The 16792-nt window shown below is 26.7% G+C and carries 14 protein-coding genes, 1 tRNA gene and 1 pseudogene; 14 read left to right on the top strand and 2 right to left on the bottom strand.

The window, feature by feature from the left end:
• Nucleotides 1-30 precede the first annotated feature (30 nt).
• The 7 genes and pseudogenes from KYD98_RS02000 (at nucleotide 31) to KYD98_RS01980 (ending at nucleotide 5157) form a co-directional block, all read left to right on the top strand.
• Nucleotides 31-1158, top strand: a complete 1128-nt coding sequence (locus KYD98_RS02000) for an ROK family transcriptional regulator (protein ID WP_219777909.1) — start codon at nucleotides 31-33, stop codon at nucleotides 1156-1158.
• A gap of 244 nt (nucleotides 1159-1402) precedes the next feature.
• Entirely contained in the window at nucleotides 1403-2212 is an 810-nt protein-coding gene (locus KYD98_RS01995; protein ID WP_258049576.1) for a PTS transporter subunit EIIC, read from the top strand.
• Nucleotides 2160-2279: pseudogene (locus KYD98_RS18060) on the top strand (hypothetical protein); the annotation flags it as partial. The gene KYD98_RS01995 and the pseudogene KYD98_RS18060, both read left to right, overlap by 53 nt.
• 24 nt (nucleotides 2280-2303) lie before the next feature.
• Nucleotides 2304-2531: a hypothetical protein gene (locus KYD98_RS18055; protein ID WP_258049575.1), complete on the top strand. Its 228-nt coding sequence runs from the start codon at nucleotides 2304-2306 to the stop codon at nucleotides 2529-2531.
• A 149-nt stretch (nucleotides 2532-2680) separates the two neighbouring features.
• Complete coding sequence (locus KYD98_RS01990; protein ID WP_219777908.1) at nucleotides 2681-3730, top strand: NAD(P)-dependent alcohol dehydrogenase; 1050 nt, start codon at nucleotides 2681-2683, stop codon at nucleotides 3728-3730.
• A 37-nt stretch (nucleotides 3731-3767) separates the two neighbouring features.
• A complete protein-coding gene (locus KYD98_RS01985) occupies nucleotides 3768-4154 on the top strand; it encodes a VOC family protein (RefSeq protein WP_444546594.1) in 387 nt (128 codons plus the stop codon).
• A gap of 49 nt (nucleotides 4155-4203) precedes the next feature.
• Nucleotides 4204-5157, top strand: coding sequence for a carbohydrate kinase family protein (locus KYD98_RS01980; protein ID WP_219777907.1), 954 nt, complete (start codon nucleotides 4204-4206; stop codon nucleotides 5155-5157).
• Between the two features lie 152 nt (nucleotides 5158-5309).
• On the opposite strand, the gene KYD98_RS01975 is transcribed toward KYD98_RS01980, so the two are convergent.
• On the bottom strand, nucleotides 5310-5966 hold the full coding sequence (locus KYD98_RS01975; protein ID WP_258049574.1) for an HAD family hydrolase: 657 nt from the start codon (nucleotides 5964-5966) through the stop codon (nucleotides 5310-5312).
• Between the two features lie 492 nt (nucleotides 5967-6458).
• Here KYD98_RS01975 and KYD98_RS01970 point away from each other — a divergent pair, with 492 nt between their 5' ends.
• From KYD98_RS01970 to KYD98_RS01950, 5 genes are all read left to right on the top strand, one after another.
• The gene (locus KYD98_RS01970; RefSeq protein ID WP_219777906.1) at nucleotides 6459-8351 is read left to right on the top strand and encodes an endonuclease MutS2; all 1893 of its coding nucleotides are present in this window, start codon (nucleotides 6459-6461) and stop codon (nucleotides 8349-8351) included.
• Nucleotides 8352-8771: 420 nt separating this feature from the next.
• Nucleotides 8772-10148: an NCS2 family permease gene (locus tag KYD98_RS01965; RefSeq protein WP_373368716.1), complete on the top strand. Its 1377-nt coding sequence runs from the start codon at nucleotides 8772-8774 to the stop codon at nucleotides 10146-10148.
• Nucleotides 10149-10373: 225 nt separating this feature from the next.
• Nucleotides 10374-12071, top strand: a complete 1698-nt coding sequence (gene ade / locus KYD98_RS01960; RefSeq protein WP_219777905.1) for an adenine deaminase — start codon at nucleotides 10374-10376, stop codon at nucleotides 12069-12071.
• Nucleotides 12072-12293: 222 nt separating this feature from the next.
• Nucleotides 12294-13127 carry a MerR family transcriptional regulator gene (locus KYD98_RS01955; protein WP_219777904.1) on the top strand — a complete coding sequence of 278 codons (834 nt, stop codon included), beginning with the start codon at nucleotides 12294-12296 and terminating at the stop codon, nucleotides 13125-13127.
• A 213-nt stretch (nucleotides 13128-13340) separates the two neighbouring features.
• Entirely contained in the window at nucleotides 13341-14636 is a 1296-nt protein-coding gene (locus tag KYD98_RS01950) for an MATE family efflux transporter (RefSeq protein ID WP_219777903.1), read from the top strand.
• 98 nt (nucleotides 14637-14734) lie between these two features.
• Here KYD98_RS01950 and KYD98_RS01945 read toward each other — a convergent pair whose 3' ends face one another.
• A complete protein-coding gene (locus KYD98_RS01945; RefSeq protein WP_219777902.1) occupies nucleotides 14735-15802 on the bottom strand; it encodes an NAD(P)H-dependent flavin oxidoreductase in 1068 nt (355 codons plus the stop codon).
• Between the two features lie 179 nt (nucleotides 15803-15981).
• Here KYD98_RS01945 and KYD98_RS01940 point away from each other — a divergent pair.
• Together KYD98_RS01940 and KYD98_RS01935 are read left to right on the top strand one after the other, a co-directional pair.
• A tRNA-Trp gene (locus KYD98_RS01940) sits at nucleotides 15982-16056 on the top strand.
• A 403-nt stretch (nucleotides 16057-16459) separates the two neighbouring features.
• Entirely contained in the window at nucleotides 16460-16645 is a 186-nt protein-coding gene (locus tag KYD98_RS01935) for an alpha/beta-type small acid-soluble spore protein (RefSeq protein WP_219777901.1), read from the top strand.
• The last annotated feature ends 147 nt before the right edge of the window (nucleotides 16646-16792 follow it).

Raw genomic sequence — 16792 nt, 5'->3', positions numbered from 1 at the left:
AGTAAAAAGATATTGGAGAGAGTATTTTTTATGTTATATGAAAAAACAACTAATATAGAAGTGAGAAAATACAATAGAAATACTATTTATAGATTTATATATAATAGTAAAAAAACATCAAAACAGGAAATAGCTAAAAATTTGGGAGTTAGCTTACCTACTATTGCTCAACATTTAAAGACTTTAGCAGAAGAAGGATTAATTAGTGAAGATGGAGAATTTAAATCTACTGGTGGAAGAAAAGCAAAGGCTATAGTCTGTGTGAAGGATTCAAGAATTTCGGCAGGTCTTGATATTACTCAAAATCATATAAGTATAGTTTTAGTAGATTTAGGAGGAAACATTTTAAAAAACATAAGAATAGAAAAACACTTTGAAAATAGCCATAAATATTATAAAAGTGTCGCAGATATATTATGTGAATTTATAGAAAATAGTGAATTCAGAAATTCAAAAATCTTAGGTGTTGGAATTTCTATTCCTGGAATTATTTCTTTAGATAAGAAAGAAATAATGGATTCTCAAGTTTTACATATAAAAAATACAAGGTGTGAAGAATTAATTAAACATATACCTTATGAATGTATATTCTGTAACGATGCAAATGCAGCAGGAAAAGCAGAACTATGGAATGAGGATAGTGGAAAAAATATAATATATCTTTCACTGAGTAATAGTGTAGGAGGATCAATATATTATAATGAAAAAATGTATCTTGGAGATACTCAGCGTGCTGGAGAATTTGGGCATATGGTAATAATGCCAGATGGAAAACAATGTTATTGCGGACAAAAAGGATGTGTAGATGCATATTGTTCAGCTAAGGTCTTGTCAGATAGTGTTAACGGAAAATTATCAGAATTTTTTACTTTACTTAATAGTAATAATAAAGAACAGGTTGAAATTTGGAAAGAGTATATTAATAAGCTTTCTATTGTTATTAATAATTTAAGAATGGCATTCGATTGTAATATTATATTAGGAGGATATGTAGGAGCATATTTAGATGAATATATTGATGAAGTTAAAAAAAGTATATCTAAATATAATACATTTGAAATAGATACTAAGTATTTAAGAGTTTGTCATTATAAATTAGAATCTAGTGCAGTAGGAGCAGCGTTGTTACATATAGAAGATTTTATAAAGCAAATTTAAAAATATAGAAGAATTTAAGAAAATAGTCATTATATATAATGGCTATTTTTTATTTTTTATAAAAATTCTAATTTTTTTTAGTAACCTTTAGAATGTTGCCTTTAAAAGGTTTTAGGAATGTAACTAAAGAATAATAAATATTATTTTATAAAAAACTATTGACAAATAAAGAAAAGGTTTTTAATATAATATTAAATAACTTTTATAAAACTAATTTAAAAAGTAAGTGGCAAAGGGGATTGAAATGAGAACTGAAAAAATAAGAAGTGGAAGAATTATGTCAAATAATTATGTATTAAAAGTAAACGATTTACTGCAGAAAGCTATAGATATTATATCGGGTATGTTTATACCTATTATTAATGTAATGAGTGCCGCAGGAATTTTAAAAGGAATTGTTGCCATATTAGAGGCTACTAATATACTATCAACAAGCAGTGATACATATATAATTTTTAATGGTATAGCAGATGCATTTTTTTATTATATTCCAGTATTTTTAGCATTTACTTGTGCTAAAAAGTTAAAAGCGAATAAATATACAGCTGTTTTTATAGCAGTTATAATGTTACATCCTAATATAACAAATTTATTTAAAGAGAAAAGTATAGTAGATTTTATAGGGATTAATATTAATTCTGTAACTTATTCATCAAGTGTAATTCCAATAATATTAGCAATTGCACTTTTGCATTATGTTGAATGTATTTTTAACAAAATTATACCAAATGTAGTAAAAGAATTTTTTACTCCACTATGCTCTGTTTTAGTAGTAGTTCCAATAACATTTATAATATTTGGACCTATTGGAACTGTAATTGGAAATATTTTAGCAAATGTATACACAAATATTTATGAATTAAATTCAATTTTAGCAGGAGCATGTTTAGGATTTTTGATTCAACCTATGGTTATTTTTGGATTTCATTGGAGTCTTGTTCCTTTAGCAATTAATAATATTGCTTTAAATGGATCTGATACAATTTTAGCTTTAATGGGGCCTGCTGTTTTTTGGACAAGCTGGGGCAGCTTTAGCAGTATTTTTTATTACTAAAAATAAAAAGTTAAAGACGGCAGCAGCATCGGCATCAATCTCAGCCATATTTGGAGTAACAGAGCCAGCATTATTTGGTGTAAACCTTTTATTGAAAAGACCATTACTTTTTGTTTGTATAGCTGGTGGAATAGGTGGTGCTATAGTTGGAGCAAGTGGTTCAAGTGCGATATCTTTTGCATTTCCAGGCTTAGGAACAATACCAGTTTTTTTAGGAATGGGATTTAAAGGTTTTCTACTTGGATGCATAATTGCTTTTATAATAAGTTTTTTATTAACAATAATATTTAAATTTAAAGATATAGAAAATCAAAATTAAATAGAAAAATATTTTATCTAAAAATAGATGAATTATTAATTATAAATGAATGACTATGTTTTAGAAATATATTTATATGCTCAGAAGAAAAATATGATGAGCAATATTAAGACATAGCATAATATGAAAATTTGAAAGGATGATTAAAGATGAAGGGAAAAATGAAAGTAGCAGTAATGAATGGAATTGGAAAAATGGGCTTTGAAGAAAGAGAAATACCTAAGGTATTAGATAATGAAGTCCTTGTGAAAATAGATTATGTTGGAATTTGTGGATCAGATCTTCATTATTATGAAACAGGAAGAATTGGTGATTATATAGTTGAACCACCATTTGTATTAGGACATGAACCAGGTGGAGTTGTAGTTGAAGTTGGTAAAAATGTATCACATCTAAAAGTAGGTGATAGAGTAGCATTAGAACCAGGAAAGACATGTGGTCATTGTGAATTTTGTAAAACAGGAAGATATAATCTTTGTCCAGATGTAATATTTTTTGCAACACCACCAGTTGGAGGAACATTTCAAGAATATGTAGCTCATGAAGCAGACCTTTGTTTTAAATTACCTGATAATGTAAGTACTATGGAAGGAGGATTAATAGAACCACTTGCTGTAGGTTTTCATGCAGCAAAACAAGGAGATGCTCATGCAGGACAAAGTGCAGTAGTATTAGGTGCAGGTTGTATTGGACTTGTTACAATGCTTGCATTAAAAGCAATGGGAGTAACAGAAATATATGTTGTAGATATTATGAAAAATAGATTAGATAAAGCATTAGAATTAGGAGCAACTGCTGTAATAAATGGAAAAGAAAAAGATGCAGTAAAGACTATTTTGGAATTAACTAACGGCAAGGGCTGTGATTTGGCATTTGAAACAGCTGGAACAGATATTACTTCTCAACAAGCAGTTAGTATGGTTAAGAAAGGTTCAAACATAGTATTGGTTGGATATGGAAAAACTGGTATGATTAATATGCCAATGAGTTTAGCTTTAGATAAAGAGATTACATTTAAAACTGTATTTAGATATAGACATATTTATCCAATGGCGATTAAAGCTGTAGAAAGTGGGGCAGTAAATTTAAAGGGAATTGTTACAAATATTTTTGAATTTGATGATATTCAAAATGCAATGGATTATAGCATAAACAATAAAGCTGAAATTGTAAAAGCAGTGGTAAAAATCTCTAAATAGACAATAGTTAAGGCAAGCAAGAAAGAAGGTTAGAAAATTGACTGAGAACATGCTAGGAATGGCTCATATAGGACTTCCAACTAAAAATATAGAAAAAACTAAAGAATTTTATAAAAGTTTAGGTTTTAAAGTTTTAATGGAAACATTTAATGAAGAAGCACAGGAAAAGGTAGCATTTCTTGAATTAAAGGATATAGTATTAGAAACTTATGAAACATTAAATGTAGCTGGAAAATCAGGTGCAATAGATCATATAGCTATAAGCGTTGATAATATTGAAGAATTATTTGCAGAAATTAAAAGGAGCGGATATTGTTTATTACATGATAGTATTCAATATTTACCTTTTTGGAAAAATGGTGTTAAGTTTTTTATGATAAAAGGTCCATCAGAAGAGAAAATAGAATTTTGCCAAAAATTATAGTTTTTATAGAAATAATTTAAAAATAGTTGTTAAAAGAGAGGTAGTAATAATGTTTGATGTAGTTGCAATAGGTGAATTATTAATAGATTTTACATTTGGTGGGAAAGACGATTCAGGTAATACTGTATTTTGTCAAAAAGCAGGAGGAGCTCCAGCGAATGTTTTAGCAGCAAATAGTAAGTTAGGTGGAAAAACAGCTTTTATAGGAAAAGTTGGACAAGATTCATTTGGAGAATTTTTAAAAGAAACACTTGAAAATTTAAGGATTAATATAAATGGATTAGTAAGAACTGATGAGGTAAATACAACTTTAGCTTTTGTAAATATAGATAAGAATGGGGAACGTTCATTTAGTTTTTATAGAAATCCAGGAGCAGATATGATGCTACAATATGATGAGGTCAATAAGGGGGTCATTGATCAGTGTAATATTTTTCATTTTGGATCTGTATCTTTAACTAAAGGGCCTTCACAAGAAGCAACTTTAAAATCTGTTGAATATGCAAAGAGAAAGGGAAAAATTATAAGTTATGATCCTAATTATAGACCTCTTTTATGGGATGATAATAAATATGCAAAAGAAATGATGTTAGAAGGATTAAAATTTGCAGATATTATTAAAGTTTCAGAGGAAGAACTAGAATTATTAACTAATGAAACAGATTTAATACAAGGTTCAAATATGTTATCTAAAAATGGTGCTAGCTTAATATTAATTTCACTTGGAGAAAAAGGATCATTTTATAGAAAAGGCGATATTTATGGATTAGTTAAACCTTATAAAGTTAAGGCAATAGATACAAATGGAGCAGGGGATTCTTTCTTTGGGGCATTACATTATAAGTTGAAAGGAAAAAGCTTATTAGATATTAAAAAAATGTCAAGAGAAGAAATTGAAGAAATCATTAAGTTTGCTAATGCTGCAGGAGCTATTACTACAACAAGAAGTGGAGCAATATCAGCTTTACCTGAATTAAAAGAAGTCGAAAATATGATGTTATAATATAAAAATAGTTTACTCTAATAATATTTAGTATAAATAGAATATTAGAGTAAACTATTTTATAATAGATTTATGTATTGTATTATATATTGAAACATACTGTTGCTAAAATAAATTTTAAAAAATTGTATTATATGTTTAAATATTTAACATTATTCAAATAAAAGCTTTTCAAGGTCATCAACTTTATTGAAATAATAATCACAATTTTTTTTCATAAAGTCTATAATTAATTTATTTGTATGTGACCAACCAGCACCAACAAAATCAACTTTACAACTCTTTGCCATATCAAGGCCTGGTTTTAAATCATCAATCATTATTAATTCATCAGGAGTAAGTTTGTACTTACGCATAATTTCTTTAAGTGGATAAGGATTAGGCTTACGTTCCTCTTCACAGCGTTCCCAACCAAATATTATATCTGGAATAATGCCACAATTTTTTAAATAGTCACGGTTTATATTTTTACTATATGAATGAGAAACAACACAAACTAGTCCACCTTCTTCTTTCTGCCTTTGGATAATTCTTTCAAAACCATTATAGAAAGAAGGGATATTGTATTGGACATAATCATTCCATTTAGTAACTTGATACTTCATTTCATCATCTGTAAATTTTAAAATATCAAAGCATAAAGAATTAAAGCCAGGATCAAAACAATACATCATAAATTCATCTAAAGTTATTTTTGTATTTGGACGAAGTTTAGATAATGTATTTTTAAATACTGGGAAGTGTATTTCAGGTGTACTTCTAACAACTGTATCATCGTGATCAAGTACTAAACATTTGTATTTCAACATAGCTTGACTCCTTTTTATAGTTATTATTTTTAACTTATTGATATTATATATTATATATGAATACAGAGATATTTTCATATTGAGAATATCTTTAAATTTAAAATAAATTGTTCAATATAAAAGTGTAACAAAAGACTATGTTAGTATATATAATAACATTGACAATTAAATTATATTTAATGTATATTATATTTAAGATAGATTTCAAAAAAGAGAGGTATTTTTGTGAGTGTTTAGTATCTAAAAATAGTTAAGTTAATATTAATTCTAAAAAATAGAGGTGAATTGGACCTTTTATTTGTTATGGAATTAATTTGTACTATTAAAGATACGAGTCCACAAATTTACTTTAGAAGGTAATTTTATTACCTTTATTAATTGTTGAATTTTAAGCTGTGGATGTATCCATAGCTTTTTTTATTGTATAAAAATAGAAATCTATCAAGAGTTTGTAGACTTGTAGTGTAAAAAAATTCGAGAAAGGATGTTAGTATGAATAAAGTAACATTAGAAAAATTACATTACTATGAGTTGAAAGAAATAATAAAAGGATATTGTGTTAGTGGATTAGGGAAAAGATTGATTGATAAATTAGAACCGAGTAATAATATAAAAGTTGTAAATCAAAGATTAAATGAGACATCTGAAGGTAGAAGATTATTAGATGCTTCTTATAATATACCACTAGATGGGATTTTTAATATATTACCTTTTATTGAAAAAATAGAAAAGGGAGCAATTTTAGATGTATCTGATTTGACTATGATTTCGGATTTTTTAAGAGGCTGTAGGAAAGTCAAGGTATTTATGAAGGACAAAGAGGGATATGCCCCTACATTAAGTTCTTACGAGCAAAACATTTCTGATTTGAAATATATTGAAGATGAAATAAATCTATCAGTTAAAGGAAGTGTAGTTGATTCAAATGCTAGTAAGGAGCTTAAAAAAATAAGAAGACATATTGATATATGTGAAGGTAAAATAAAGGAAAAATTAGATAAATTCCTTAAAAATAGTGAAAATAAAGAATATATTCAAGAATTTTTTATTAGTAAGCGTAATGGAAAATATACTATTCCTATTAAGATAGCATATAAAAATCAAGTTCGAGGAAGCATTATAGAAACATCTTCAAAAGGAACTACTGTTTTTATGGAACCAAATGTTATCTCAAAGTATACAAGAGATTTAGATGTATTAAAGTCAGAAGAAAGTATGGAAGAATATAAAATATTATCTACTTTAACAGATATGATTTTTGAAAGAATAAAAGATTTAAAGATTAATATTGATGTTATATCTGAATATGACATGATTTGGGCAAAAGCTAAATACAGTAAAGCAATAAATGGAATTAAACCTAAGCTAAATGATTATGGCTATGTAAAAATAATAAAAGGAGAATATCCTCTTATTAACTGTAGTGTACCATTAGATTTTGAGATTGGTAAAAATTATAGAGGTTTAATAATAACGGGACCAAATGCAGGAGGCAAAACTGTAGTATTAAAGACAATTGGATTATTAACATTAGCAGTACAATCTGGTTTTCATATAAGAGCAGAAGAGGGGAGTGAGTGTTCAGTATTTAAAAAAATATTTGTTGATATAGGTGATGATCAAAGTGTTGAAAATGCATTAAGTACATTTTCATCTCATATAAAAAATTTAGTTGAAATAATTAAAGAAAGTACAAAATCAACATTATTATTATTTGATGAAATTGGTAGTGGAACTGAACCTAATGAGGGGTCTGCTATAGCTATTTCTATATTAGAAGAATTATATCATAAAGGTTGCATAACCATAGCGACTACTCATTATGGAGAAATAAAAAATTTTTCAAAAGAACATCCTGATTTTGAAAATGCAGCTATGGAATTTGAAAGAGAAAGCTTAGAGCCACTATATAAGCTTAGTATAGGCAAAATAGGTGCTAGCAATGCTTTATATATTTCTAGAAAAATGGGATTATATGATTCAATTATTTATAGAGCAAGGGAATATATGAATAATAAAAATTATAATTATAAATTAATAAAAGGTAGTAAAGTTATAAAAAATAAGAATTTTCAAGAAAAGGAAGAAGTTTATGAATATTCTGTAGGTGATAAAGTTATTTTATTAGACAATAATCAATCTGCTATTGTGTATAAGGAGAGAGATAGATTAAATAATGTTACTATATTATTTAATAATCAATTTATTGAAGTTAACTATAAAAGAATAAAATTAGAATTAAAGGCAAGTGAACTTTATCCAGAAGGTTATGATTTAAATCAGTTATTCATTGAATTTAAAGAAAGAAAGTTAAAAAAAGATATTGAAAGAGGTTCTAAAAAAGCATTAAGAAAAATAAGAAAAACTATAAAATCTTTCAAATAAATTAAAATAATAATGGTAGCTATTAAAGTTACCATTATTATTTTATTAGAAAATATTTTTAGTATATATTAAAAAATTAATAATATATATATTATAAGATTTTTATATCTTTAGTAAAAAGTATAATTTTATATAAAATTCTGAGAGTTTATATAAGATTGTTAGGATGAAATCACTTTGTGATTTCTAAAATATATATTTTTCAGAAAGCCTAAGAATTTCAATCAACATTGTCAACTGAAATGTGGCATAGTTACATTTGCTCTTAATTATTTTTATTTCACTTTTATGTAATCGATTAATTAAAGAAGACTCTTATTATTTGAGTAAAAAATACTGTATTAAAATTTAATATATAAAATCAACGCTTTTAAAAGAGCTTGATATATAAGGGTTAAATATATATAAGGGGTGATTTTAGTGAAGAGAGGCACTGAATCTGTTAATGTAGAAAATGGATTTCTAGAAAGGACGTTTAAACTGAAGCAAAGTAATACAACTGTTAAGACAGAAATTATTGCGGGAATTACTACATTTTTAACTATGGCCTATATTATTGCAGTAAATCCAGATTTTTTATCACAAACAGGAATGGATAAAGGTGCTGTTTTAACAGCGACATGCTTAGCAGCTGGTCTAACAACAATTTTTATGGGGATTTATGCAAATTTACCTTTTGCATTAGCTTCAGGTATGGGTCTTAATGCATTCTTTGCATTTACAGTATGTGGTGCAATGAAAGTGCCATGGCAAGTAGCTTTGACAGCAGTATTTTTAGAAGGTATTATATTTATCATTCTTTCACTAACAAAGATAAGAGAAATTGTTGTAAATTCTATACCTACATCATTAAAGATAGCAGTAAGCGCTGGTATTGGACTATTTATAGCATTTATAGGATTTCAAAATTCAGGTATAGTTATAAAAAATGATTCAACATTAGTTGCTTTAGGAACATTAAAAGATCCAAGAGCAATAATTGCTGTTATAGGAATTATAATTATTGGTATATTGGTTCATAAACAAGTAAAAGGGGCAATGCTTTGGGGTATTTTAAGTTGCACAATCATATCATGGATTTACGCTCTTATAATAGGTCCAGCAAAAGCAACAGAAATGTATAAAATTTTCTTACCTACAGGATTATTTGGAATACACAGTATGGCACCAATAGCAGGAAAATTAGATTTTTCAGTATTTGCAACTGCTAAAGGTGTGGGTATGATTATTTCTGTATTACTTACGTTTTTATTTGTTGATTTTTTTGATACAGTAGGCACATTAGTTGGAGTTGCTTCAAAAGCAAATATGGTAGATGAAAATGGAAATGTATTAAGAGCTAAACAAGCATTATTAGTGGACGCATTAGGAACAACTATGGGAGCTATAATGGGAGTTTCAACTGTTACAACATATGTTGAAAGTTCAGCAGGTGTTGCAGAAGGAGGAAGAACAGGTCTTACAGCTATAATGTCAGGAATCTTATTTTTACTTGCAGCTTTTTTTGCACCAATATTTATGTCAATTCCTAGTTGCGCAACAGCACCAGCACTTATTATTGTTGGATTATTTATGATGCAAAATATAACTAAAATTGATTTCTACGATTATACTGAAGCAATACCAGCTTTTTTAACAATAATATTAATGCCATTAACTTATAGTATAGCAACAGGATTGATGTTTGGTGTTATAGGTTATGTATTATTTAATTTCTTCTGTGGTAAAAAAGAAAAAATTTCAATTACTTTAATTATATTAGCTATTATTTTTATACTAAGGTTTATTAGCATATAAAAATATAAACAATTTTATTGGCTTTAGGTAGAGATTAATCCTAAAGCCAATGCTTTATATGTTTATAAGAATATACTATAAATTCAAGACATAATTTTTTATAAAAGCTTATAAATGTAATAAATTATAGACTACATTGTTTATATGTAGTCTATGTATAAAATAAATAAAATCAACCAGTGTACAAGCGAGTACACTAGATATTATTAGAAAGGATATAATATAATGGATAGATTAAAAGATAATATTGAAAGTGCTTTAAGGAGTAAACAAGCAGATATTGTTTTAAAGAATGCTTTTATTATAAATGTATTCAATCAAAGTATAGAAAAAGATGATATAGCTATAAATGGAGATACAATTGTTGGAATAGGAAAATATAGTGGTAAAAAAGAAATAGATTGCACTGGGCGTTTTGTTTCTCCAGGATTTATAGATGCTCATGTACATATTGAGTCATCAAAAGTAATACCACAAATATTCTCTGATATATTATTAACTAGAGGAGTTACCACATGTATAGCAGATCCACATGAAATTGCTAATGTTTTAGGCAAAGATGGAATAAAATTTATGATTGAAGATAGTAAAAAGAGTGAAATGAGTATATTCTTTATGATGCCATCATGTGTACCAGCATTAACGATTGAAGATAATGGAGCAATATTGACAGCAGAAGATTTAAGTGAGTTTATCACAAATCCAAAAGTTTTAGGTTTAGGAGAAGTTATGGATGTTTTATCTGTAATTGGATATAGAGATAATATGATAGACAAGCTAAAACTTTTTAAAAATAAAATAATAGACGGTCATTGTCCTATGATAGATGAATATTCATTAAATGCATATATGAATTGTAATGTAAAAACAGATCATGAGAGTACAACATGTGATGAAGCACTTAAAAAAGTTAAAAAAGGTATGTATATAATGCTTAGACAAGGTTCTGCAGCAAAGAATTTAGTAGAACTATTGCCAGCTGTAAATTCTAATAATTTTCATAGATTTCTTTTTTGTACTGATGACAAGGACATAGTTGATTTAATTGAAAAAGGTTCTATTGATGATAGTATAAGAATTGCTATTAATAAAGGATTAAATCCAGTAATGGCAATTACTATAGCAACTTTAAATGCAGCAGAATGTTATGGACTTAGAAAATTCGGAGCTATTGCACCAGGATATAAAGCTGATTTAGTTATTTTAGAAAATTTAGAAAATCTTGAAATTAAGAGTGTTATGAAAAGTGGAAAGATATATATAAGAAATGAAGGAGTAATTTTTAATACAAATGTTGATTCATCAATGAATATAGAATTTATTAAAGAAGATGTTTTTAAAATTAAGGCAGTATCAAATAAAGTTAATGTAATAAAAGTTAATCCTGGTTCTATTGAAACTACTAAAGTAATAAGAGAACTTGAAGAAAATAATGGTTATATAAAAAGTGATGTATTAGGAGATATCCAAAAGATTGGAGTATTTGAGAGACATAAAAATACAGGCAAATACTCTATTGGATTTATAGAAGGTTTAGGTTTAAAAGGATGTTCTATAGCTCAAACAATTGCTCATGATTCTCATAATATTATAGTAGTAGGTAGTAATGATAATGATATGAAGATAGCTGTAAATAGTGTTATAAGTATGGGGGGAGGAATGGCTATAGTATCAAAAGGAAAAATTATAGAAGAATTAAGTTTACCAATTGCAGGACTTATGACTTATGAAGATTCTAAATCTGTATCAGAAAAAATAAAAAGTTTAAATATTAGATGTAGTGAGTTTGGAGCTACAGAAGATATGGATATATTTTTAACTTTAGGATTTATGTCTCTTCCTGTTATACCTGAAATAAGAATTACAGCAAGAGGAATATTTGATTTTAAAGAGAATAAATTTATAAACTTATTTTGTATTTAAAAATAAGTTTATATTTTAAAAGAGTATTGATATTTTAGTATAGAATTTATCAAATAAAATTTATGTGTAATAATATAAAAGTAGAGTAGTTTAATATAAGTTTTGCATTAGATTACTCTACTTTTAGAATTTATATATAGATTTATTAATGATATCATCTATGTTAATTATTATTTTAAAATTATAATAGTTAATATTGATACGATTAAAGAAAGGTATATTATGGATAAATATTTTTCAATAGGAGAAATTTCTAAATTATCTAATCTGTCTGTTCAAACACTAAGACATTACGATAAATTAGGACTTTTAAAACCAAGTTTAGTTAAAAAAAATGGTTATAGATATTATTCTTTAGAACAATTTTATAAGTTAGACTTTATAATATTTTATAGAAAATTAGGATTATCTCTTTTGGAAATAAAAGAGATAATGTTAAATAAAATAACAATAGAGGGTACAGTAGATTTGTTACAAAATCAAGAATATGAAATAGATAGGCAGATTAGGGAATTACAAAAACAAAAAAAATTAATTCAAAAGAAAAATCAACATATAAAGTCTATGCTTATGAAACCTTTAGGAATACCATTTCTGAACGAAAAACAAAAGAAGAAGATTGCTAAGGTAAATATGTCAAATAAAGATTTAGAAGATGCGGAAATGAGCTTTAGAAAGGTAGTTAATACACTTCCTAAGTTAAATGATATTTTTAATTTAGAATTATTATATGAAATAAACTATGAAGAATTTAATAAAAAAAGAGAAGTAAAATATAATATTTATTTTAATATTATAGATAACAACATAGAAGATGATAAAAATATTAAAATTTGTGAACTAAAAGAAGGGGTATATGCATCTATCTTTTGCATTGATTATTATGAGAATTATGAAAAATATATAAAACAACTTTTAAAATTTATTAAGGAAGAAAGTTTAAAAGTTGAAGGACCTTTATATGAAAGTTACATAGCTTCAGAGTTTTGCGATGATAAAGAAAAAGGATTTATGGAATTATTCATAAAGATAACTAAGGCACATTCAAAAAAATAATAGACCAGTATGCTCGTCTATTTTGCATGATACTGCGTCAGTAAATTTAGCTAATAGTTTGTTATTAACTAAATTTACTTCCTTATCTGACACAAAATATACAACGCCTCTTTGATCTATTATTTAATTTCATGTGACTAAATAAAAAATCCTCTTGACTCTATAATAGTTGTAGAGTATATAATTTTCTTCTGGAGGGAGGGGGTTGTATTGATGAAAAAATTTTTTAACTATATAATTCCAGCAGTGATCGGGATGTTAGTTACATCATTATATATTATTGTAGATGGAATGTTTGTAGGAAAAGGTGTTGGAAGTAATGCATTAGCAGCAGTAAATATAGCATTTCCACCAAATTTAATAGCTACAGCATTGGCTCTAATAATTTCTGTTGGTGGATCTACATTAGTTTCAATAAAGCTTGGAGAAGGAAAAAAGGAAGAAGCAATAGATAAATTTAATGAATCTATTATAATTTTAATTATAATGGCAATAGTGCTATTTATAATAGGGATGTTCTTATCAAAACCTATAGCTTATATTTTAAGAGCTCCAGATTCTTTAATGGACGATGTATATAATTATATAAAGTTTAGTTTTATGTTTTCTATTCCTCTAGTATTAAGTCAAGGGTTAAATTGTTTTTTAAGGAATGATGGAGCACCCAAAATTGCTATGTTCGCAATGATATCTGGATCATTAACCAATATGTTATTAGACTATATATTTATTTTTATATTTAAATGGGGAGTTACAGGAGCAGCAATAGCTACAGGTTTGGGAGAATTTGTAAGTATGTTTATTGCAATTATTTATTTTTTAAGCAAAAAGGGGACATTAAAATTTAAAAAATGTAAAATATCTATTAATGGAATTAAAGAAATAGCGATAATAGGATTTCCATCATTTTTGACAGAAAGTACTATAGCAGTTTTAACAATATCATTTAATTTGGTTATACTAAACAGAATTGGAGAAGAAGGTGTTGCAACTTATAGCATAATTAATTACATTATAACAGTAATAAGTATGATAACTTTTGGTATAGCTCAAGGGATGCAACCTTTATTAAGCTTTTATTATGGAGCTAAAGAGGAGAGTAAAGTTAGATATTATTATTCATTAGCATTTAAAAGTGTAATTATAGTAACAGTTATTAATTATATAATATTTATATTATTTGGAAAAAATATAATATCATTTTTTACTTCTGATGTGGAATTAATAAACTACACTTATACAGCTCTTAAAATATTTGGTTTAGGAACTTTTTTTGCAGGAATAAATATACTTAAATCATCTTATTTTCAATGTATAAAACTAAGTAAAGTATCAACTACTATATGTGTACTTAGAGGTTTTATAGGTATACAAATTTCATTACTTATATTGCCACAAATTATAGGAAATAGTGGAATTTGGCTTAGTAATTTATCAGGAGAGTTGTTGGTTTTCTTAGTAGTGAAAATGTTTTTTATCATAAAAAATAAAAATTTAGAGTTAGTTTAGATGATAAAATATATGTATTTAAAAGGAAGGACAGTAGATAATTTTGTGTAAAAAACAAAATTATCTACTGTCCTTTTAATTAAAATAAAAAATTGCGATTAAGCATTTTTAAGATTATTTTCTAATTCATCCATTAGTTCTTGTACAGTAACTATTTTATTAATTCTACTTGCATTTTCACCACAGAAAATAAGACCTTCATCAATGTTTCCTTTTACAGAATTTATTAAAGCTTTGCTTATACAATATGGAGTATTAGCAGGATCACATGGAATTAAACAATTATAACATTTAGTTATTTTTTCTTTACCTAAAAGAGTGTTTTCAACAAATTTATTTTTAATAGCTCTACCTGGCATTCCTACAGGACTTTTTACTATTGAAATATCATCTTCTTTACAATTTACATAAGCATTTTTAAATTCTATTGATGCATCACATTCTTCAGTAGCAACAAATCTTGTGGCCATTTGTACACCGCTCGCACCTAATTTTAAGTATTTAGCAATATCATATCCATCATAAACACCACCAGCAACTATTACTGGAATATCTTTATCATATTTTTGACTATATTTTTTTGTTTCTTCAATTATACTTACAATAATTTCATCAAAATTTTTATTAGCCACGTCAATTTCATCGGCTTTAAATCCAAGATGACCACCGGCCTTAGGTCCTTCAACGACAATTAAATCTGGAGCTACATTATCATGTTTATCCCATAATTTTAAAATTACTTTAGCTGCTTTTAAAGAAGAGACAATAGGAGCAATTTTTACATTTGAACCTTTAACAATTTTAGGAAGCATTGTTGGAAGCCCAGCTCCTGATATTATTAAATCTATACCTGAATCAATAGCAGCTTTTATATGTTCAGCATAATGATTACTTGCTACCATAGCATTTATTCCGATTATTCCATTAGGTGCTTTTGATTTTGCAATATTTATATGTCTTTTTAAAGCTTCTAAATTAGCCTTTAAAGTATCTTTTTCAAAATTAGCATCATTAAATCCTAATTGAGCAGCAGAAATAATTCCTATCCCACCAGCATTAGCAACAGCTGCTGCAAGATTTGATGCCGATACACCAATTCCCATACCACCTTGTATTATTGGAAGACGAGAGATTAAATTTCCTATTTTAAGTGAATTAAATTTCATTACTCACATATCCTTTCATGTAATTTTGATTATTAAATATTTTGATAATCAAAGTAATTTTTATTATATTATAATTGAAAAATTAAATCTATACAACCCTATAAAAAAAGATTATAGTATTAATAGATTAAATTTTTGTTGACATAAGTAATATTAATCTGTATAATAGAAAATGATTTAGGGGTATGGCTCAACGGTAGAGTAGTGGTCTCCAAAACCATTGGTTCTGGGTTCAAATCCTAGTGCCCCTGCCAAGAAGAAAGCTAGAATTATTTTATTCTAGCTTTTTTTATTTTTATACAAAAATTTATAGAATTACTCAAAACTAAAAGGTTGATAAAATCTAAGCTAAATGATATATTTTGAAAGGACAATGTAGAACCAAATCTCTAAAATATATATTTTTGAGAAAGCCGAGATTTTTAACCACAAATGACATTGCACATATATAATTAAGGTTAAAATATTAAAGCATTAAGTAGCCATTTTTTATACTTAAAACATAAGTTGAATTTATTTATAAAAAATTAAATTCATTTATTTACCAAGAATATATTTAATAATATCGGATAATATAATAGTGTAGTCAATAAGAATTAATTATTTAAATCTTTTTGACTACACATTTAATATACCAAAAGCCGAGGAGGGATTCTTATGTCAAACAGCGTATTAGTTCCAGAAGCAAAACAAGGTTTGTCTAGATTCAAGAACGAAGTAGCTAGAGAGCTAGGAGTGCCATTCAGTGATTATAATGGTGATCTAAGTTCAAGACAATGTGGTTCCGTAGGTGGCGAAATGGTTAAAAGAATGGTAGAACAATACGAACATACAATTGAATAAGAAGATTGGTAAACTATTAAAAAATAGTTAATTCGTATTGAAAGCCGGAGGGTACACTACATTTTGATGTGGTGTACCCTTTGTTTTTACGTTTCTTTATAGTTGTAAGAATTTATGGTAAAATGGGAACTGAAGTTCGATAAAAAG

The sequence above is a fragment of the Clostridium weizhouense genome (genome assembly GCF_019431045.1).
Taxonomy (GTDB): domain Bacteria; phylum Bacillota; class Clostridia; order Clostridiales; family Clostridiaceae; genus Clostridium; species Clostridium weizhouense.
The sequence above is the reverse complement of the archived record's forward strand: the minus strand, read 5'-3'. Positions and strand labels throughout refer to the sequence as shown.